This is a genomic window from Mesorhizobium sp. M1A.F.Ca.IN.020.04.1.1 (assembly GCF_003997315.1).
Lineage (GTDB): Bacteria > Pseudomonadota > Alphaproteobacteria > Rhizobiales > Rhizobiaceae > Mesorhizobium.
This window is the reverse complement of sequence record NZ_RZSN01000048.1, coordinates 1-19,030: the sequence shown is the minus strand read 5'-3', so window position 1 is coordinate 19,030 and position 19,030 is coordinate 1. Positions and strand designations below refer to the sequence as shown.

General features: G+C 59.9%; 17 protein-coding genes and 3 pseudogenes. 8 read left to right on the top strand and 12 right to left on the bottom strand.

What is annotated here, in order from left to right:
• Positions 1-42 precede the first annotated feature (42 nt).
• The 3 genes from EOA49_RS32610 to EOA49_RS12620 all read right to left on the bottom strand — a co-directional run bounded on the left by EOA49_RS32610 (position 43) and on the right by EOA49_RS12620 (position 2,844).
• Entirely contained in the window at positions 43-183 is a 141-nt protein-coding gene (locus tag EOA49_RS32610) for a hypothetical protein (RefSeq protein ID WP_164746818.1), read from the bottom strand.
• A gap of 204 nt (positions 184-387) precedes the next feature.
• Positions 388-1,278: a DsbA family protein gene (locus EOA49_RS12625; protein WP_245460609.1), complete on the bottom strand. Its 891-nt coding sequence runs from the start codon at positions 1,276-1,278 to the stop codon at positions 388-390.
• A gap of 699 nt (positions 1,279-1,977) precedes the next feature.
• Positions 1,978-2,844, bottom strand: coding sequence for a sulfotransferase domain-containing protein (locus tag EOA49_RS12620; protein WP_108722861.1), 867 nt, complete (start codon positions 2,842-2,844; stop codon positions 1,978-1,980).
• 728 nt (positions 2,845-3,572) lie between these two features.
• Between EOA49_RS12620 and EOA49_RS12615 the strand changes: the two genes are divergently transcribed.
• Positions 3,573-4,361: a MurR/RpiR family transcriptional regulator gene (locus EOA49_RS12615; protein WP_164746656.1), complete on the top strand. Its 789-nt coding sequence runs from the start codon at positions 3,573-3,575 to the stop codon at positions 4,359-4,361.
• 868 nt (positions 4,362-5,229) lie between these two features.
• Here EOA49_RS12615 and EOA49_RS12610 read toward each other — a convergent pair.
• From EOA49_RS12610 to EOA49_RS12600, 3 genes are all read right to left on the bottom strand, one after another.
• Complete coding sequence (locus EOA49_RS12610) at positions 5,230-5,553, bottom strand: DNA-binding transcriptional regulator (protein ID WP_095482552.1); 324 nt, start codon at positions 5,551-5,553, stop codon at positions 5,230-5,232.
• Positions 5,540-5,872, bottom strand: a complete 333-nt coding sequence (locus EOA49_RS12605; RefSeq protein ID WP_127239670.1) for a type II toxin-antitoxin system RelE/ParE family toxin — start codon at positions 5,870-5,872, stop codon at positions 5,540-5,542. The genes EOA49_RS12610 and EOA49_RS12605 overlap by 14 nt, the downstream gene beginning before the upstream one ends.
• A 96-nt stretch (positions 5,873-5,968) precedes the next feature.
• Complete coding sequence (locus EOA49_RS12600) at positions 5,969-6,352, bottom strand: hypothetical protein (RefSeq protein WP_206519863.1); 384 nt, start codon at positions 6,350-6,352, stop codon at positions 5,969-5,971.
• Between the two features lie 470 nt (positions 6,353-6,822).
• On the opposite strand from EOA49_RS12600, the gene EOA49_RS12595 reads away from it, so the two are divergent.
• The 3 genes and pseudogenes from EOA49_RS12595 to EOA49_RS33425 form a co-directional block, all read left to right on the top strand.
• A complete protein-coding gene (locus EOA49_RS12595; protein WP_245460615.1) occupies positions 6,823-7,848 on the top strand; it encodes a tyrosine-type recombinase/integrase in 1,026 nt (341 codons plus the stop codon).
• A 244-nt stretch (positions 7,849-8,092) separates the two neighbouring features.
• The gene (locus tag EOA49_RS12590) at positions 8,093-8,302 is read left to right on the top strand and encodes a hypothetical protein (RefSeq protein ID WP_065010175.1); all 210 of its coding nucleotides are present in this window, start codon (positions 8,093-8,095) and stop codon (positions 8,300-8,302) included.
• 99 nt (positions 8,303-8,401) lie between these two features.
• Positions 8,402-8,657, top strand: a pseudogene (locus EOA49_RS33425) (integrase); the annotation flags it as partial.
• A gap of 347 nt (positions 8,658-9,004) precedes the next feature.
• Here EOA49_RS33425 and EOA49_RS33420 read toward each other — a convergent pair.
• Positions 9,005-9,312, bottom strand: a pseudogene (locus tag EOA49_RS33420) (hypothetical protein); the annotation flags it as partial.
• A gap of 662 nt (positions 9,313-9,974) precedes the next feature.
• Positions 9,975-10,916: pseudogene (locus EOA49_RS33415) on the bottom strand (DUF2285 domain-containing protein).
• Between the two features lie 1,416 nt (positions 10,917-12,332).
• On the opposite strand from EOA49_RS33415, the gene EOA49_RS12570 reads away from it, so the two are divergent.
• Together EOA49_RS12570 and EOA49_RS12565 are read left to right on the top strand one after the other, a co-directional pair.
• Entirely contained in the window at positions 12,333-14,495 is a 2,163-nt protein-coding gene (locus EOA49_RS12570; protein ID WP_127239668.1) for a prolyl oligopeptidase family serine peptidase, read from the top strand.
• Positions 14,496-14,533: 38 nt separating this feature from the next.
• A complete protein-coding gene (locus EOA49_RS12565) occupies positions 14,534-15,232 on the top strand; it encodes an OmpW family protein (protein WP_127239677.1) in 699 nt (232 codons plus the stop codon).
• 734 nt (positions 15,233-15,966) lie between these two features.
• On the opposite strand, the gene EOA49_RS12560 is transcribed toward EOA49_RS12565, so the two are convergent.
• A complete protein-coding gene (locus tag EOA49_RS12560; RefSeq protein WP_029354714.1) occupies positions 15,967-16,185 on the bottom strand; it encodes a helix-turn-helix transcriptional regulator in 219 nt (72 codons plus the stop codon).
• Between the two features lie 109 nt (positions 16,186-16,294).
• On the opposite strand from EOA49_RS12560, the gene EOA49_RS12555 reads away from it, so the two are divergent.
• Positions 16,295-16,561, top strand: coding sequence for a DUF2285 domain-containing protein (locus EOA49_RS12555; protein WP_127239667.1), 267 nt, complete (start codon positions 16,295-16,297; stop codon positions 16,559-16,561).
• A gap of 478 nt (positions 16,562-17,039) precedes the next feature.
• Here EOA49_RS12555 and EOA49_RS12550 read toward each other — a convergent pair whose 3' ends face one another.
• Complete coding sequence (locus EOA49_RS12550; protein ID WP_091597910.1) at positions 17,040-17,273, bottom strand: helix-turn-helix transcriptional regulator; 234 nt, start codon at positions 17,271-17,273, stop codon at positions 17,040-17,042.
• Between the two features lie 116 nt (positions 17,274-17,389).
• Here EOA49_RS12550 and EOA49_RS12545 point away from each other — a divergent pair, with 116 nt between their 5' ends.
• The gene (locus tag EOA49_RS12545) at positions 17,390-17,671 is read left to right on the top strand and encodes a DUF2285 domain-containing protein (protein ID WP_127239666.1); all 282 of its coding nucleotides are present in this window, start codon (positions 17,390-17,392) and stop codon (positions 17,669-17,671) included.
• 535 nt (positions 17,672-18,206) lie between these two features.
• Here the strand turns inward: EOA49_RS12545 and EOA49_RS12540 are convergent.
• Both EOA49_RS12540 and EOA49_RS12535 read right to left on the bottom strand, forming a co-directional pair.
• Complete coding sequence (locus EOA49_RS12540) at positions 18,207-18,899, bottom strand: LuxR family transcriptional regulator (protein WP_281007613.1); 693 nt, start codon at positions 18,897-18,899, stop codon at positions 18,207-18,209.
• A 19-nt stretch (positions 18,900-18,918) separates the two neighbouring features.
• Positions 18,919-19,030: transposase domain-containing protein (locus tag EOA49_RS12535; protein WP_135914190.1), on the bottom strand; the 112-nt coding region annotated here is incomplete at its 5' end.

The window sequence follows — 19,030 nt, the reverse complement described above, 5'->3', positions numbered from 1 at the left end:
CGGTTCGATGAGGCAGCCTGTCGCACAATTGATATCAGGACTTCAATGCCGGAACACCGGCGCCACCCTCAATTCAATAAATGAGGTGTCGCGCACCACGGTTGGCTGCTTGATCCAGGCAATTCCGGCCGCCGTCATCCTCAATGAGGTGACCTCGACCAGAGCCTCGGCCTTGAATGGCATGATCGAGGTGCATGGGTGCGGCCACCGTCATTTTCGTCAATCCGAACGGGATTTCTTGCAACCGCTTTGCGGCTTTATCCAACACGCCAAGGGCCGCGCTGTCGACAGGTGGCGCGAGCTTGGCGCCGAGGCGTCCACGTCAACAGATTCTTCTGACAATCGGGACTTGTACGATCACCCCAGGGGGGCGAGAGCCCATGACGATCATCGTCGCGCCGGCCGCGATCTGAAGCAGGCGTCGGCGCGCCTCCCGCCTATCTTCTGGCGAGGCTTCGGTGAAAGACGCCGATGGCGGAACGGAAACACCAGGACCGGCTGAATAGATCCCGAGCTGTGCGATCGCGTTCGGCCAAGTTGAGGAAAGCGAGCTGAATGCAGGACTTTGCACGCTAGCACCGCGTTGCCGGGCCATATAAGAGATTTGGCCCGGCGCGAGAAGCGGCACTCGTGGCCAAAGAACGGGATCGCACCGGCCGCCACGCTGTCAAAATGCCGAAGTTGTGATCCGGCACGACGCTTAGCTTCTTCCCGCTCTGTGGCGATGAAGCGTTCCAGCGTGTGAATCTTGAGCACACCTGAAATCACTTCGTCGCCGAGAACCAACGCCGGCGTGACGTTGATGTACAGCTCCTTGGCGAGCGCGCAATTGCGCTCGAGGACGTTTTCGATGGCGCGGTCTTCCATGTCCCGCTTGAGCTGCTCAACCTCGAGGCCAACGTGTCGTGCGATAGTCAAGATGTCGAATTGGCTGAGCTGGCCGCGAGCAGCCATAAGGGCGTGATGGAACGCCTCATATTTTCCCTGTTTGCTGGAGGCGAGCGCCGCCAGTGCGGCAAATTTGGAACCCGGTCTCTTGCCCGGACAATGTTTGTAGACAACCTTCAGCATGGGATCATGCTTGAGGGCTTGCTGGATTGTACGGTCTTCCGCCCGGCACCGCGGGCAGTTGTAGTCCAAAAATAAGACGAGAGGGACGTCGCCATTCGGGTTGCCAGCAGTTGGCGCAGCGGCGTCGTTTAAGAGTGCGTCGCGCCGCTCTGGAATGAGCTTCCGCCAAAACGCGACGAGCCGGCTATGGTTTTCATGCTGGCGCACGTAGTCTTTGGCAACTGGACCATATTGCGTCGCCAGCCCGAAAAAAAGCAGGGCTAGGGCTGAAAGAGCGATACGGCCGGCTTTTGGCGTAAGGCATGGTTAGGCTCCAATTAACAGTGAACGGCAGGGCGGCAACGGCTGGCCTTTTGACGTCAAAGGGGGCACCGCTTTAATGCCTCACCCGCTGTTCGCGGATGACGGGAGGTCAAGGGGCTCGTGCTATTCGAAGAGATGCGGTGGGATGGCTGGGCCCAACAGCCGACCCATCCGTGAGCGGCGCTGTGTGCGTGCGAACTGCCCCCGCGGTCGCCGTTCGCCGAGCGGCTTCAGGCGGCCGAGTGCGATGGCTGAGCGTGACTGCAGCAAACACCTGCACGTAAAGCTGGGATAAGAGGGCTTAGGGCGCGCGGGACTCGCGCTGCGGTGTGCGGGATTATATTCAACAATTCTTGTCTCCTAACCGGATCGAGGCAGGTTCCTCCCTCCCGGGCATCTCCCGTCGCTGCGCTCCGGTCGAACGTTGCACCAAGGGTCCTTGCAAGCCCCGCGCCAATCGCGATGTCGGCACTTCAGGAAGTGATTGCGCGGGCGGCAGGTGGGCAGTGGTCAGCGCGCCTTTCCAGAATATCGCTCGCATAAACGTCCGGCGAGCGGCTCCGAGCGTACCTGCCATCGCCGGGCTCTGCGACAGCCTGAAATCTATCTCGAACCAAATCCGAATCGCTCGTTGAGTCTCGTCCCTCCCAGCGCGGTAAACCGCGCCTCGATCTCGGCATTCCAGCAAGCCTCCCACGAAGTTCGCCCGCTGGACAGGGTGAAGGTCTGCTGTCCGATTAGCTGGTTTAAGATCAGCTCAGGCTGCGGCGGCCGCTCGATCTCGCAAAACTCTACAATTCTGCGAATGGTCTCGAGCTGAACTTCGCGTCCTTGGTCGCCTATGATCTGCTCATAGCTCAATCCAAGAACATTCTCCTGATCCGCCCACGGTGCCACTGGATGGCAGCGATCATTGAAAATGAAAGGCGCGATCTCATCGAAGTACTTCAGCATTTTGTCAGGTCCGTCCGGCTCATTGCGCCACGTAATCTCAGCCCTCTCAGGCGGGCACCAATCGCTGTCACCTACATATCGCATCTGCGACACAATTGCCGCACGCATTTCGCGCGAAAGAAAGACGATCTTGAAATCCGCTAAACAATGGCGAGTGCCGATGTCGCACGGTAGATGCCCATAGCCAAACTGACCGGGCTGAATAAAGCGCGAGGATATCTCGATCGGTATCCATAGAATATTTTCGGAATGAGTGAAGCGAGCTCGCTCGACATCCACAAAGCGGAAGTCTCCAAGATAGTCTTTATTAAAGAACACATCGGACTGTACAAGCCCGAGCAGTCCAAGCAGACGGGCATATAGGTGGGTGCCCGCCTTCGGAATGGAACATATCATAACCCGCGAGCTTGAGCGGCCGGCCGTCGGCTTGATTGACCAAGATTCATTCGAGCAGGGATAAAGTGGAAAGGGTTGACCCGCGATATCGCGCAGCTCTTCTGGAAGCGGGTGAAACATTGTGGTTTCCTCACTGTTGCAGCGGCTTTTTTAAACAGCCGGAGCCAATGCGCGACAGGACAAGTTCCTGACCAGCTTGACCCCAAGCAGTCGCGCCCTCTGTTGCCGTACCAGAGAAGTAAAGCCCGTCGCATGCGCTAGCCGCGAGACGAACCGCTAGTACGGGTGGCATCGGCAAGCTCGTGGCCAACTTGCTGAGATGAGCTATTTACCAAACGCCACGTCGGCGTTCCCTAGAGATGTAGTCACCTTGTCATGCCCCCGTTTTCGATCGGACGATGAACCTAATCATAGAAGAACGCAAGTAAGATTGGTTATGTCGCCAATATACTAATGAATATATTTTCCCAGACGGCACCGCTTGCGTTGCCGTGCAGTCGTCCCCACTGCCCTGACGACGAGGACACCACGGTTTGCGCGGCGCATGCGCAGCCAGTAAAGTAAGCTCCATTGACAGCATCGGGCCAGAAGACGTCGTTAAACGAGGCCACTCGCAAGACCGCCTCGCGAGCGGCCGAGCGCATGCCCTCGCGTCCATTGCCCCGACTGCCGAGACATGGGCGCGAACGGAGCGGCAGCCGGAATCCGATATCGACCTTGTCTATGATCTGCGTCAGTGAACCGTCAGCGAGACTCGAATATGCAGGGCTTTGCTAGGCCTTCGCGGGTCGACTGCCAGCTTGGAACGAACACTAAGACACATGCGGAAGCCCCGACATACACAGAAATTGCTGCTAGACATCATCTATGATGCAATTAACACGGCTCCGAATGCGCTCGCACGTATAGCTCTGTATGTTGCACAAGACCCCGAGGCTGTTCTGGCGCTGTCCATTGCCGACCTTGCGCGCAACACCGCTACCGGTTCTGCTTCAATTGTAAGATTTTGCCGAACCTTGGGACTCTCGGGATTTCGCGAGTTTAAGATTGCGCTTAGCGGCGAAATTGAGCGGCGGAAGTTGAGCGGCGAACTGGCTGAACGCGCGCCATCAGAAGCTGTAGACACAGCTCCTCGGATCGCCATCCTCAGTTCTGCTTTACAAAACTCAATTTCCGCGTCCGCTCGTGGTTTTGACGACCTTCAAATTAGTGGGTTTGCCAACCGCATCCGAGCGGCCCGACGCGTCGAACTGTTCGGCACGGGGCCGTCATCCGTCTGCGCTGATATTCTGGCCATGCGACTGATCTGCCTAGGTTTCCCCGCACATTGCTCGGGGTCCGCCACCGTGTCTCACGCTCTCGCGCGAGGGCTTGGCTCGTTGAGCCTCGCCATTGGCATTTCGTCGCGTGGCCACACTGTGGAAACCAAGGATTTTCTGGCTATTGCGCGCGAAACCGGAGCATACACGATTGCCATTACGACCCGCGTTGACTGCCCGATCGCCCGGACTGCGGACGAGGTGGTATTGTTTACCTCGGCTGAGGCTTGGCCACAGGCCGGGTCGGCGATGCACGTGCCGCCTCTGGTGTTGCTGAGCGAATATCTTTGCCAGTGTCTGCAGATGGCGGAAGTCTGAATCCCCACCAAGGCCAATTCGGGCAGTTCCGAGGTTATTTCCGGATCCCACCTCGGTCTTCGTCGCGCGTGCTCGCGTGCACGAGCCATTGAAGCGATAAACTTGAACCGCACTTTCGACTGTGCGTACTGCGTGCTTGTTACATGGAAACGACGAACTCACCGAGCAACCCTCTTGCCACGGCGCGCGGGTGTTTGGTGATCATAGGGGAAGCTTCAACAATTGAGAAGCTGACGAACTACTACACCGGGATCAAACCGGAGGACAAGGCAGGTTCCTCGTCGTTGGCAAGGCTGCAGCACCAGGTCGACTCCGTGACCTAGGCGGTCCATGCGCAAGGTTCGACGGCGCGCTCGCCGACTGAGTGGCGCTGGAGGGCCTCGAGAGGGCATGGGTCGGCCGCAGCAGCGTGGGACGCAGGAAGGCAGGCAAGATCCTAGCTTCCTTCTTCACCGACAGCAAGTCAGCGGCTCCTTTTGCCGGTCGGCAGATCGGTGGACCAGGTCGAGCTTCTTCCATGTCCACTTCTACGTTTGCCACGGTGTTCGGGAATTCCCGGGAGATTGGGGGCTGACATCTATCGCGTGCTGCCACGAAGGTTGGTATTGACGTATTTCGCGAGGTCTAGCGCGGAGATGCTACCAACCAATTGGTCCAGACTCATTTCGGCCGAGATTGAGGCGGAATGCTCCAGGAGTGCAAGGAGATCATCCCTGTGCTTCGAATGGTGGTTCTCCAGGTGCATCTCGACCTTTCGCGCGATGACGTCCGCGAAACTCGCCCTTGTCCCAAAAAGCGGATCGTTGATTAACGCCGTCGGTCGTTCCTGTTCGAGAAGCTTGCCTTATCGGACGTAACCGAAGCGCCGCTAGCGCAGCACCTGCAGCCCGTGCTTGTCGACCACAAACAGCAGCTTCAGCGCCATGCCACTCGGCCGCTTGGCGCCAGTCTCCCACTTTTGCACCGTCGATTCGGATGTGTTCAGATAGCGCGCAAACACCGGCTGGCTGACATGGTTCTTCTCCCGCAGCGCCTTGATCGCGTCGGGCTCGATCGCCGGCGGCACCGTCAGGCAGCTCTCGTCGAAGCTGCGCATCGTCGCCTTGTCGATCGCCCCGACCTTGTAGAGCGCGCTCGCCGAGCTGTGGATCGCCTCGAAGGCGTCGGACTTGTATTTTCTAGCCCTGCTCATGTGCATATCTCCAAAAAATCTCCGTCAGCCCAGCATAAGCCTTGGCCAGGCTGCGGAACTGGGCGAGTTCGTCGTCATCAATGTTGGCCCTGTCCTGCTTGGCGAACAGATACTCGTAGACCCAGAACCGACCGGATTTGGCCAGGATGATCGATCGGTGCCGGTTGTCGTTCAGACGCTTCTTGAACACGCCACCGCCAAGATCTTCGGCTTGTCCCAACGCCACCTGCGCAATCGCCTTGCACAGTGCCACGTCGCTGATTCGCGCCTTGCGCGCCGCCTTGGCGAACCAGGCCGGCTTGAACGTCCGCTGCGTCATGGTTTTGTATAGCACCAGGTGCTATGGATTGCAAACGCTGTGGTGCCGCCGCCGAACACCGGTTGGCCGACAGCCGGTCCCGTACCGCTAGAGGGTCTACACGTCAGTCAGATCCTCGGGATATCGGCCACCGCGCGCGTGGAACAGCCACCACGTTTGCGCGCCGCGCGTTGAAACGACCAGACAGTGGGGCTCATCCAGCGCCGGCTCGATCAAGCCCAGACGGACGAGCGCAATGATGGTCTTTTCGCCGATCGACTTGTCATGGTAGGAAAGCCCGGGCACGACAAGGCGCCATCCCGGCGTTCCGCGCTCGGTCGTGGCCGCCGCGAGATAGCCCATTTCCGATGGCGACTCGCCATGCCCCAAGGTGAACAGACAGATGCTCCAGAAGGCGTTTCGCGGACGCGGCGGGATGAGCGCCCAATCGAGCGGACCGTCCTGCGCCGCCGGCTCTTGGCTTTGCGACGGCCGGCCCACCGGTTGTCCTCAAAGCCTTGGCGATAGGCCTTTTCCAGCGCCCGGGCGATGGCGCCCGCCGTGTCGACGGCCATGCCGTATTTCCGGTCATGGCGGTCCTTGGCCACGATGTCGCGGGCCATCTCACGAAACCTGGCCTTGCGATAGGGATCAGCGGCGATTTGCGTTGATTTCTTGATCGCTTTCTTGATCACCGAGGTTCCCTTCGGGCAGGTCGCTGTCGCGCTGGCGTGTACGGATATGGGCCTAAGCCTGCGGGTGCGTGAGATGCCGATGCAATGGACAGCCTCGCTGTTTGGCTGCAAGCTGGCGCCGACTCGACTCTTCTGATTCAATCGCACAATTGAGCCATGGACAAGCTACTGAAACCAGATGGCGCGGAGTCCCATCAAGACCCGCAAGCCGCCCGGCGTCGCGACAACGGCCCGCCCGGCGAATTCGCAGGTCTGCCCGACATCGTCGATCTAGTCATGGAGATGGGACGCCCATCGCGGTCGCCGGCGCATCTCGAAGCGCTCGTCGAGACGGCAAAAGACTACGCCAAGGCCGCCAGCTCCGAAAACACGCGAGACGCCTACACCAAGGACTTTTCGCATTATTCGTCCTGGTGTCGCCGCAACGGTTTTGAGCCCTTGCCCCCAGAGGTACAAACAATCGGCCTCTATATCAGCGCCTGTGCCTCAGGCACCGCCGCCGGCGAGCCGAAACGCGGCATTCCCGCCCTTTCGGTCGCAACGATCGAGCGGCGCCTCTCCGGCCTGGCCTGGAATTTTACCCAGCGCGGATTTTCTCTCGACCGTGCCGATCGCCATATTGCCACCGTGCTCGCCGGTATCCGCAGAAAACACGCAAAGCCGCCGCGGCAGAAGGAGGCCGTCCTCGGCGATGACATCAAGGCAATGATCGCGACGCTCGGGCACGATCTGCGCGGGCTGCGCGACCGCGCTATTTTGCTCCTAGGCTTTGCCGGCGGGTTGCGGCGCTCGGAAATCGTCGGCCTCGACGTCGTGCGCGACCACAAGAGCGACGGCGCCGGCTGGATCGAGATTTTTGCCGACAAGGGCGTGCTGGTGACGCTGCGCGGCAAGACCGGTTGGCGTGAGGTCGAGGTCGGCCGCGGCTCCAGCGATTTTTCTTGCCCGGTTGTCGCGCTGGAAACCTGGATCAGGCTCGGAAGGATCGCGCGCGGTCCGCTGTTCCGGCGCATCTTCAAAGACAACAAGACCGTCGACGTCGAACGCCTTTCCGACAAGCATGTCGCCCGCCTGGTCAAGCAGACGGCGCTCGCCGCCGGCGTCCGCTCCGATCTTCCGGAAGCGGAGCGTGCGCTGCTGTTCTCAGGGCATTCGCTGCGCGCCGGCCTTGCCTCCTCCGCGGACATCGAGGAACGCTACGTACAGAAGCAGCTCGGCCACGCCTCGGCCGAGATGACCCGCAAATATCAGCGCCAGCGCGATCGGTTCCGGACCAATCTCACCAAGGCGAGCGGGCTGTAGGAACCATAAGTCCCCTGCCCTGCCGCTACTCAGTGCGTAGCAGCGGGAGTCTGCTTGTCGGAAGCTCGTCCTAGGACGACAGGGCACGGCCTCAGGCTCCCTACCTACGCGAGGCGGAGCGGCTTGCCGGCGAGGCCTGATGCTGCAAGAATCGAGGAGTTTGTGGCGCGAACGCAATACCCATCGCGCGCCCTGACCCTAGCCCGAATTGGCCAACAAATCGTAAACGCGGGAGCGCGCATCCATGGAAACCAGGATCATCGACAGCCGCAACGATTTCGCGCAATGGGCGATCGATAGGTCCAATGCGATCCTGATGGATCAGGGTTCGGAACTCGCCACCGCGGCCCGCAATGGAAACGAAGCCCAAATCGGTGAGACAGCACAGGCGCTCGGCCAGGCGATCGTCGATGCGCTGATCGAGGCCTTCGACGGTCTCGCAGGCGACGAATGAGCCACCGCTTGGCCCGCACGACTGGCTGCACCAATGGAAACGGCGGCCGGTACGCGGGCTCCCAGATCCACCAGCCATCATGAATTCGGACTGCGCTGAATCCGCTTCGGCGGCATCGCGAGAGGACCGCTCTTCGGGCGCATCTTCAAAAGACCGTCGATGTCGAGCGGCTCTGCGACAAGCACGTCGCTCGCCCGGTCAGGCAGACGCGCTCGCCGCCGGGGTCCGCTCCGATCTTCCGGAAGGGGAGCGCGCGCTGCTGTTCTCAGGGCACTCGCTGCGCGCCGGCCTTGCCTCTTGGGCCGACATCGAGGAGCGCTACGTCCAGAAGCAACTCGGCCATGCCTCGGCCGAAATCCAACCTCACCAAGGCGTCAGGGCTCTGAAAGCGCTCTCCCCTCCCCCGGTCGGGGCTGCCTCATGGTGCTCCGGGAGAGCAGGATTTTCACCTTAGCGCTTCAATTGAAATCGGGAAGTAAAACCGACAAGGTCTTCGGCGCGGGCGAGCGGCCCGATCAGGGTCTTCAGGGGCAGATCGGCGAATTCATAAGCCATTGATTCCTTTGTATCCGATTCGCGAAACGGAATCTATCTGGGCATTAACTTCCGTCACAGGCGATATCTTCCGCGGCAAAGCTAACTATCGATAATCCCCCCTTATCGATAGTGATTGAATAGTTCGCTGATTCGACTCTCAACCGCTCATATCAAGCGATTACTTCCATGTATCTGCTGCGCTATCCCCGTCCTGGCGATGGAGTGTCGCTCCTCACCTCCTCCACCACTCACCAGCCCGACGGGAATATCGCCCGCCAGCAGCTTCTCCTTGCTGAGCAGCGCGGCAACCTCAAGCGCCTCGAAATCGGGCAAATCCCGCAGGTGTGTCGAGGCCGAAGTGCAACAGGAAGGTCTTGGTCGTGACGTAGGTGTAAGGCGTGCCAAATTTGCGGGCTGGGCGGCCCGGAGGCGATAAAATCCTGCAACCGGAGCGCCCCGATCGGGTCGCGGCTGAACGCCTTCAGGGTCCAACACGGCCATTGCCGAAAGCGCAGCCTTGTGACCATCCGCCAGCATCGCTGCGACGATCGGCTCAAGCGGTTTCTGGTCGAGGGCTCTGATGACCTGTTTGGCAAGCCGCAACCCATGCGCTCGATCCCCCGTAGAGCTCGCGGTTTCCCTTTTCGAAGGTGCGCACGTATGGAGTTCGCATACTCCATCAAGGGTTAGGGTGATCGGACGCAAAGCCTTTTGGTGCTGGATTCTTGCGAGCGCTGGACCGGTCGCGGCGAAGCGGCCGCGCTTTTTTCAGCGGCCATGGTTCGCAGATCGGGCACTCAAGCGACCTCCGAATACAGCCTCTCGATTGGAGCCGACGGGCGGCTCCGCACAGGAACGCTCCCCCTTCGCGCTGCGGCCAGGTGCCATCGGAGAGCCCTCGAAACGGCCTTCATATACCATCGACGCAATCCTCTTCAGCCTGACATTGCCCGCTCAGTCTGAAGTTCTGAACGGGAGTGCTTCCGAAAAGGCATGCCCGGCAGGAGACTGAGCTCGCTGCCGGGCCGGGTACGCCTTGGGAGGTGGCGTAAGTCAATGATTCTCGCACAGTGGGAACCACTCAGTCCGCTCATTTTTCGGAAGCGTGCATGTACCGTGCCAAGGCAAAAAGCATTTAAAACGCCCGACAGTCAGCTTCCCTTACGTTGCGTACTCGACATTGTCGGCTATCGGACAATGCCGAACGTGCGTCGGCATCGACCGACGCCTGAACCAGAGCGCACCCGCAGGACGCTTCGCAGCCGTGTCGACCTGGCGAGCTGATGCGACCAAGTACTAGTTCCGAACTGTTCGACGGCTGACGCACAGGGCGGACTGTTACTTTGCAAAGAAGGAAATCTCTGTATCCGCCATTCATAAGGGCGCGGCCACGAGAGACGGCGCGGTGAATGCGGTCGCGCAGATGGTCGCGAGGATCCCTTCATTCGTCATCGACGCGGCGTTGACCAATCAGCGCTTCGGCGAGCTCGCGATGTGAGGCCCCGGCAAGCGATCCGTCGAGCGCACGAAGAACGAAGTTTAGACGGGGACCGCGTTTTTCCCGCGGAAACAAGCGGGCAGGCAGACGTTGACCCACACTTAGAGCATTGAGCCACTCGAGCGCCCTTAGGCGGTGCCTCAAAAGCTTCGCGGGCCAGATCGCCTCGGTTCGGAGACAGACAGGGTGCAAGATATCCGCGCCAGAGACGGCGAGCTGGAGCGTATGCTCGGCATTGCGAAGAAGAACATGTTGGCCCTTGCCGGGCGCCAGCAGGACCGTCGCACGACATGGCAATGCCAAGAGTTCGTACGGCGTTGTCTCCGACGATGCTGGCAGATGTTCTGCAATGACTGGCAACACATGGACGCACCAGAGCGGAGACCAGAAAACGATCGAATTTCGCCCATAAGACTCGGCGAACAGAACACCCCAGCGTAACAGGTCGCCGGCCGACGCGACCACGTCAAGCAAGGGTCGGTAAGACCAGCTATTGGCCTGCTGGCATGCAGCGGTCACATCACGCTGGAAGGCTGGCTTGCGGCGCAAAAACTCCCATGCCCTTTCGCGCGGCGTCATACCAGTGGTGTAGTCGTATGATCTTTCATCCCGCCAATCAGCCTCGACCGCGCCAGTCACGAGAACTGCAGGCACGACTGTGCCCCCTTGCCCGCCCCCACGGACGTCGAAACATCATGCCATTTGGCAAAGCACCGGCGCCGAAGCCACCAGACCTCGATGACGCCATTTCGTCGAAGCATGTGTCGTTGGCACTGTCCAGGGCAGAAGGCGCGCGTAAATAGAGACCAGGCTGTCGATCCCGCGCAGCGACAGCAAGCGCGGCCTGAGCACGCGAAGGGAGTCGCTTTGATAGGAGTGACCGGCTCCTGGGTTCCGTTCAGGACGTTCCCTGAAGACTCAGTGGCGTGGCGGTGGCTTCGACGCTGGTTGTGGGCAGGTTGTCGTAGCCCGGGCGCTATAAGCTTAGTCATCTGAGGTCTCCTGGGGGAAATTTCCGCCATTGGAGGCCAAGTTTCACGCTATGCCAGCCTGTATAGTTGTACAGGTGAAGCCGACTGGTCAGTGGACCGCAAACGAACGGGCGAGGCGCTTCTCTTTGGTGATGCTCGCGCCGCGCTTTCTTTGCGGACGGTATGGAGATGGAGCGCGGCTTGCCCCTGTAGCAGCCGATTTCACAACCAGACTTGCGCCCGCACTGCCCCTGTTGCTGCGGCATACCAATGCGTGGCGTCAGGAAGACATCGTCGACCATTAGCCGTCTCGCTGAGATACTACGCCGAGCCCGAGCTCCCCCTATCCTAGACCCTCGTATCGCATATCGGACGGCCCCACATCAGCCCAAGTTGCCATGGGGACCAGCCCCATGCGTTCGCCCGAATGCAGCTTCCTGGCTTGATCGACAGACTTCAAGGAATGCAATCAAGGGGACGGTGCAGGCCAGATTGCGGCAGGGCTTGGGCAACCATCAGGTCGCCCAAGCGGTGCCCCATCCTTCTCCTCAGAACTCCGCTGCTTCCAGCTGGCGGCTGAAACCCACAGGCGCAGCCAGCTTGGTCGCTAACCGCATCGATCGCCTCATGGTGTCTGCCATGAATCCGTGTGCGTGAAGCGCTCCAGAGCGAAGATGTTGGGCGTCAACCAAGTTCACCAATGAGCTTCACTGCTCGAGTTCTGCACGGTGTCACCGACTGGCGCCGGAGGTTGATCCGGTGATTAGGAGGAGCACTCGTTGTCGGATTCTCGACGATGTCGGACATGTGACACAACGCTTCCAGAGCGATCGCATTGTTCCGAAACGATTTTCCCAGTTGGCACGACGGTTGCGATCCTATGCGCAAAAGCCCTGCGATGCCGCACCGACTGGAAGAACTCATCAATGATCACGCTTTTCGAACATGTGGGCGCCGCTACCAACACTGAGCGTTCCCGAGCCGACGGAAGCCTCTATCCCTTCTTTCTGAAGGCTGTCCGGACATGAACGCATTTGATGTCCGTCCAACGCTGGATGCTCCCGACGACGATCCCTATCTCTGGCTTGAAGATGTAGAGGGCGAGCGGGCACTTGCCTGGGCCGCCGGCCAGTCGGCAAAGACCCTGAAGCACTTCGGTGGAACGCAGTTCGAGCGCGACCGGGCGGCTCTGACAGCCATTTTCGACAATCGCGACAACCTTCCCCTGATCGCGCGCCGTGGTCAGTACCTCTACAATTATTGGCGAGATGCCGGAAATCCACGCGGACTGTGGCGCCGGACCACCCTTGCCGCCTACATGAAGGCGGATCCCCAATGGGAGCTACTGCTCGATCTAGATGCTCTAGCGGCTAGCGACGGAGAGGATTGGATCTGGGACGGCGCGTCCGTCGAGCCGGAGAGACGGGAAAGAGCCGTTCTGCGCCTGTCGCGCGGCGGCAGCGACGCGGTCGTGCATCGCGAATTCGACCTGATCTCTCTGAGCTCTGTCGCCGACGGTTTCAATCTCCCCGAGGCCAAAGGGTACGTTAGTTGGCTGGACCCTGACACGCTTCTGCTTTCCAGTGCGCTTGGTAATGGCATGGCCACCCGCTCCGGCTATGCGCGCACCGTGCGACTGTGGAAGCGTGACGCGGATCCCCTCACCACGCCGGTAATCTTCGAGGCCGGGTTCGAGAGCCTCGAGGTGTCTGGTCATTCGGACCGCACCGGCCGCAGCGAGCGCCTTTGGTTCATTGAGAAACGGGCCTTCTACGAGAAGATCAGTTGGATCGGCGACAGGAGCGGGCCGAGGACGCAGATCGATCTTCCTCGCGACGCGTCGTGGCGGGTCTTCGGCGACTGGCTGGCGGTAAGGCCGCGCAAGCCCTGGACGGTGGGAGGCACCACCCATCCCGCCGACGCGCTGATCGTCATCTCGCTTTCCTCTTTCCTCGCAGGCGGACGCCGTTTTGAGACCCTGTTTCAACCAGGGGAAAGGCGCTCTCTGCAGTCATTCTTCTGGAATGACGAGAAGCTCATTATCTCTTACCTCGTCAATCTCGTACCGCGTTTCGAGATGTTCACTCCCGGCCACCAGGAATGGACGCGCCGAGTCCTGGACACCCTGCCCGCCGAAGGGACTGTCCACGTCTGGTCATTCGATGCGGCAGTTCACGAGACCAATGGAGAGGTCCTGGTCTGTGCTCAGGATCCGATCACGCCGCCGCAGCTCTTGCTATTCGATCTCAATGCCGCGCCGTCTCTCAGCGCTTCAGCAATCCTGAAGCGCAGCCCGGAGAATTTCGATGCATCCGGACTGGTGGTCACGCGCCACGAGGCAGTCTCTATCGATCATGAGCTGATCCCCTACACGCAGGTTGGTCCGGCGAACGGGAACGGAGATGCTCCGGTTCACCTTTCCGCTTATGGCGGGTTCGGCACATCACTCCTGCCCTACTACAACTCCCCGCTGGGCAAGCTGTGGCTCGAGCGCGGCGGCACGTGTGTGGAGGCGAACATCCGCGGCGGCGGCGAGTTCGGCACCCGCTGGCACGATGCCGGGCGCAGGGAGGGCAAGCGTCTCGCCCATGACGATTTCGCCGCCGTTGCCGCCGACCTCGTGCGAAGGGGCATCACCCTGCCGAGGCGGATTGCCGCTGAGGGCGGCTCAAATGGCGGCCTGCTGATCGCAAACATGCTGACCCGCTATCCTGAGCATTTCGGGGCTCTGTTCTGCACAGTTCCGCTTATCGACATGCGTCGCTACACCAAGCTCTTGGCGGGCGCGAGCTGGATCGACGAATATGGCGATCCGGACAAGGCTCACGATTGGGCTTTCCTGAAGGAAATCTCCGCCTATCACGCCGCGGCGCCGGGACAGCCCTATCCGCCTATCCTGATCGCCACCACGAAACGCGACGACCGCGTCCATCCGGGCCATGCGCGCAAGATGGCCGCAAAACTGCAGGCTCTTGGCTATCCCGCTTACTTCTACGAGGCCAGCGCAGGCGGGCACGGCTACGGCAAGGACAATCGGGAGCAAGCCGCATTCATCAGTCTAGGCACCAATTTTCTCCGCAGCGCAATCGGCTTCAACGATCACCTTCCGGAGATGGCGGAACGCGTTGCAACGCAAGAGGAGCGTTTGAGCTCCATCAACAATTCATTCGAGCAGGAGACGAAATAGTGCAGTGCATCCTTTCTGAACATCAAGGAGTGAATATCATGGCGAGAACGCGAATGGGCGTAGCGCGGGCAATAGCAGCGGCGGTGGCCCTAATCATGGTGGGACAGCAGGCCGTCGCCGCGGAGCCTGCGCAAGCAGAGACCGTCCTGGCGGAGACGGGAGCCTCGGTCACCGAAGCGCCAAGCCCTTGGCAGGTCCGCCTGCGGGGGTTGGGCGTCGTTACGAAAGATCTGGGCTACGTTGATACGCTTCCCGGCTCCGGTCTTTCCTATTCGGACACGGTGACGCCGGAACTCGATATCTCGTATTTCTTCACCGACAACATCGCCGCCGAACTCATACTCGGTACCACCTATGCCAACATCGCGGGCCAAGGGACGATCGGAGGGTTGGGCAACATCGGCAAAGTTTGGCTGCTGCCGCCGACGCTCACGTTGCAGTACCATTTTACCGATCTCGGCGCGTTCAAGCCTTATGTCGGCGCCGGCGTGAACTACACGATCTTCTACAACCAGGACACTGGCAGCGCTGATGCTCTCAAGGTGAAGAACACGTTCGGCACGGCGCTGCAGGTCGGATTCGACTACATGGTGGACCAGCACTGGGGCCTCAACTTCGACGTGAAGAAGCTTTTCCTGAAGCCGGACTTCGACGTCACGGTGGCCGGCGCGAAGCTGACGGGGAAGGCGGAGCTCGATCCCTGGCTGATAGGCGCAGGTGTCACCTACCGCTTTTGAATATCAGAGTGAAGTCTGCTTCCCGACTGCCGGTTTAAAATGAAGGGCGCCTCGCGCGCCCTTTTTTACGGTCGACACTGCAGCGCAAGACCTCATGAAGCTATGTCGGGCGGGGTTCTCCTCCGGCGGACCAAGAAGGTGCACTGGCCGACCGGCCTTGCGCCTGAGATGGAGCGCTTAGAAGCGCTTTGGATCGGGACGGGCTTTGGTATTGTGGGTGGAATGCTTCAGCCAGACTATTTGCCAGCATCGTCTCCCGGACGTCATGTCTGAGCTTCGTGTCAGCGCAAGGCGAACACGCGGCTCCTAGATGCCGACACGATGGCTGGTTCAGCCATGCTGCGACAGTTGCCTGTTTTTCAGTTCCTTTGCTGTTCGTGCGCTAACCGCAACGCTCCATACTAGTCTCGCGTGCCTGTCCCCGTGGGTGGGCGGCAGAAAGCGATTAGGCCCGCTGAAAGAGGCGGACCGCATCCGAAGGACCGTAACCAAGAGAAGGACCTGAAGCGAGAGCGAAGGTTGCGGGAGGCCGCGGCGGGCTAAAAGGCAATGCCGACCAACCCCCACGGCCCAGGAAAGGCTAACAAAAACCGCAGCGGCCGACTGTCCAATGGGGTGCGCCGCGCCAGGGCGAGCCAAATGGCAGGGGCTGCCGGGGGGCCCTAAGAAAAGCGTGGGTTCACGAGCACCCGGCGCGCGCCATCAGGCCGCCAGCTACTTGGAGGGCGGGTGTATCAGGCCTGTTTGTCGGGCCGAACCAGATCCATGTGGCTGACGCCGAGGGCCAATGCCAGTTCATAAATCGTGATAATTGTCGGATTTCTTCGGCCTTTCTCCAAGCCGCTGATGTACTGCTGACTGAACCCGGAAATCTCCGCAAGCTGCTCCTGCGTCAGACGCTTCCTTTGCCTGATCCTCTGCACATTCCGTCCGACCAACTTGCGCATATCCATGCACGCAAGCCAGCGGATCAGGCGGCTTGAGTTTATCAACTATAATATGTAATCCACATTTAGCAGACAAAGGGCTTCGCGGGTCCATTGGCCGGAGATAGAATTAGCGATGTTACACCCCAAATCGAACACGCCGTTTGCCGACGAGGTCCCCTGGTCGGACCGCATTACAGCCTACGACAAGGACCACTTTACAACCTATATGAGGCTCCTGGACGCCTCAGCCGACAACGCCACTGAAGAGGAAATGGCCCATGTGATCCTCGGCATTGATCCGGCACGCGAACCGGAGCGCGCACGGAACGTTCTTCGCAGTCATCTCGACCGTGCAAACTGGGTGGTGACGAGCGGCTACAAGGATTTGTTCGCCAGTTGACGAAATGGGCGGTGCGGTCGCTTCGCTTCAAGCAACGAAGTCGCGCAACCACCATGCATCGACGCATCACCACAGCGCGAATGCGCTCCAAGATGATCGCGAGGACTTCCAGTCGGCGCGGATGGCCCAGCGCTTCGCTGTCTCATCGTTTTGTCCTCCGCTCGCCAATGGCTGCTTCCCAGGAAGCGGTGCGGCGGCGAGTCATGACAGGAACGGGCGCGCCGTCTGAGCCGCACCGCATCCGGAGGACCGGATGGACAACCTACTGAAAGCTCACAGCTAGCTAAGGGTTGCGGGACGCCGCGGCGGGCCTAGAAGGATGCGGCGCCACCTGCTGGGAAAGGCACAACAGAGAGAATTGCGAGAGTCTAACGACGCGCTAGGAGGCGCAGCGGAATGGTCGAGACGCCCTGAGCCAAGAAAAGCGGGGATCGACCCACCGGCACCCGGCACGCGCGGTGATGGGCGCGGGCGCCCACTACGTCCGCAGGCTCAACAGAATCTCACACGGATCAGCATCGAGAGCCGCAGTTACGTCGAGAAACTCAATGATATCGAGACGCCGCTCTCCACCCTCATATTTCGCCACGAAAGATTGCGGACGACCAAGCATCTCAGCCACCTGCGCCTGCGTCAGCCCTTTGACCTTGCGCAGTGAGATCAACTGGGCCAGAAACCGCTGGTGGCGGGGAGATCGAAGAGATTTTGGCATTTAGGTGAACCGGTCAGGTAGAGACCGGCTCAGCGACTAATCCCCGTTTCGGATTATCCCATTTTGGGATATTCTGCCTTGAATCCAGCGATCAACATGCGAGGTTCGCGGCAGACATGAATCGATCAACGGGAACAGATAGGAATCAAAGCTCAACACTGCTCGACGAAGTCCCTTGGTCTGACCGTCTTACCGCCTACGACAGGGCGCACTTTACCACCTATATGAGGCTCCTGGACGCCTCAGCCGATGAGGCGCCCGAAGAGGAAATGGCCCATCTGATCCTCGGCATTGATCCGGCACTTGAACCCGAGCGCGCCAGGAAGGCGCTTCGTAGTCATCTCGACCGTGCGAACTGGATGGTGACGAGCGGCTACAAGGAATTGTTCGCCAGCTGACAAATGCGCAGTGCTCGGTCATACAAGTAGGCAGTTCCCGTGGCAGCCAGTGGTCAGGCTGATCGGGACCTGCACCACAGACGCGCCGGCAAAATGGACCCGGTGGCGAGCACAATTCAGTTCCCAGGAAATCGGGTTTTGGCAATTCGTCCGAGCGTCTGACGTGATAGAAGGTTCCGCGGGTAATAGCCCGGAGCAGCACTCCATATCGTGCCGGCGCTCGACCCAGAAGGGTCCACCTCTTCGCTTTAAGCCGGATAACCGATAGCCATCGCCCTAAGTCAACGGTTAGAGATTACCGGCAGGCAGGTATGCAAGCGGGCCGTCCTCGGAAACTATATAACGGCACGACTAGCTCGTCAGCGACGAAACACCCGCTCGAGCACCGATAGACTAAGATCACCGGCGGGGACTGGAAGAATACGGCTGCATCGCCCTGACCGAGCCGGCGGAACAGAAGATCTCGGCACCCAGTCAACGCCCGATACAAAGCGCGCGATCGAATGGCCCGAGCACAAGCAGATCAAAAAGCTTCTCAGAGAATTGAGGACCCTTCGGACCCCAAAAGGGCTATAGCCTGATTTTGGGTTCGCACGCCTAGCTTCTTCTTGGCATTGTCCAAATGAAAAGCGATCGTGCGTGGCTTGATGCCCAAGATGCGGCCGGTCACCCAGGCTGAATTACCCCGCGCTGCCCACCGCAGGCACTCATATTCGCGGGATGTCAGCGAAATCCCATCCACTGTTCGATCGCTCGGCAGTTTGCGGCGAACGCAACGATGAAAGCAGGCCGCCATCAGCTGAAGAGCTTGTTCGTACCGCTCAGCGACCCGAAGAAATACTGGACGAGGCTCATCGGCGGCAAAAGTAACCGCAGCGATGCGGCCGCGGAGATCGACAATTGGGATCGTCAAACCGCAGCAGATGCTGAATTGAGCCGCCTCATCGAATAGCTGCTGTTGAGCCGGCGACATTTTATCCCCTCCCAAATTCGATCCCCAGTGAAACGGGCAGCCGCCATTTCGAGCACGCAAGACCACAGGATCGAGTTTCTCATACTGATTTTCCAGATACTGTCTGGTCCAGCGGGGTGGATAGTTCGAAATTAGCCTCGGTTTGCCGGAAGGCCGTGCTGGCAATGAGAGGTAGGCAAAGGAGATTAGGTCAAGTCGTCCGGCCGCCTCAGCCATGGCATCCCGGAAATCTGCCTCATCGATACTCTGTGACAGTCTTTCGTAAGCGCTGTTCTCAGGCCACGGCCCTGAGTTCGGGAGCCGGGATGTAGGCCCAGGGCAGCAGGTCGTCGATCTGGCTGTTCGGGTGGCCATTGACGATCCTGGTGAGGACATCGGCGAGATAG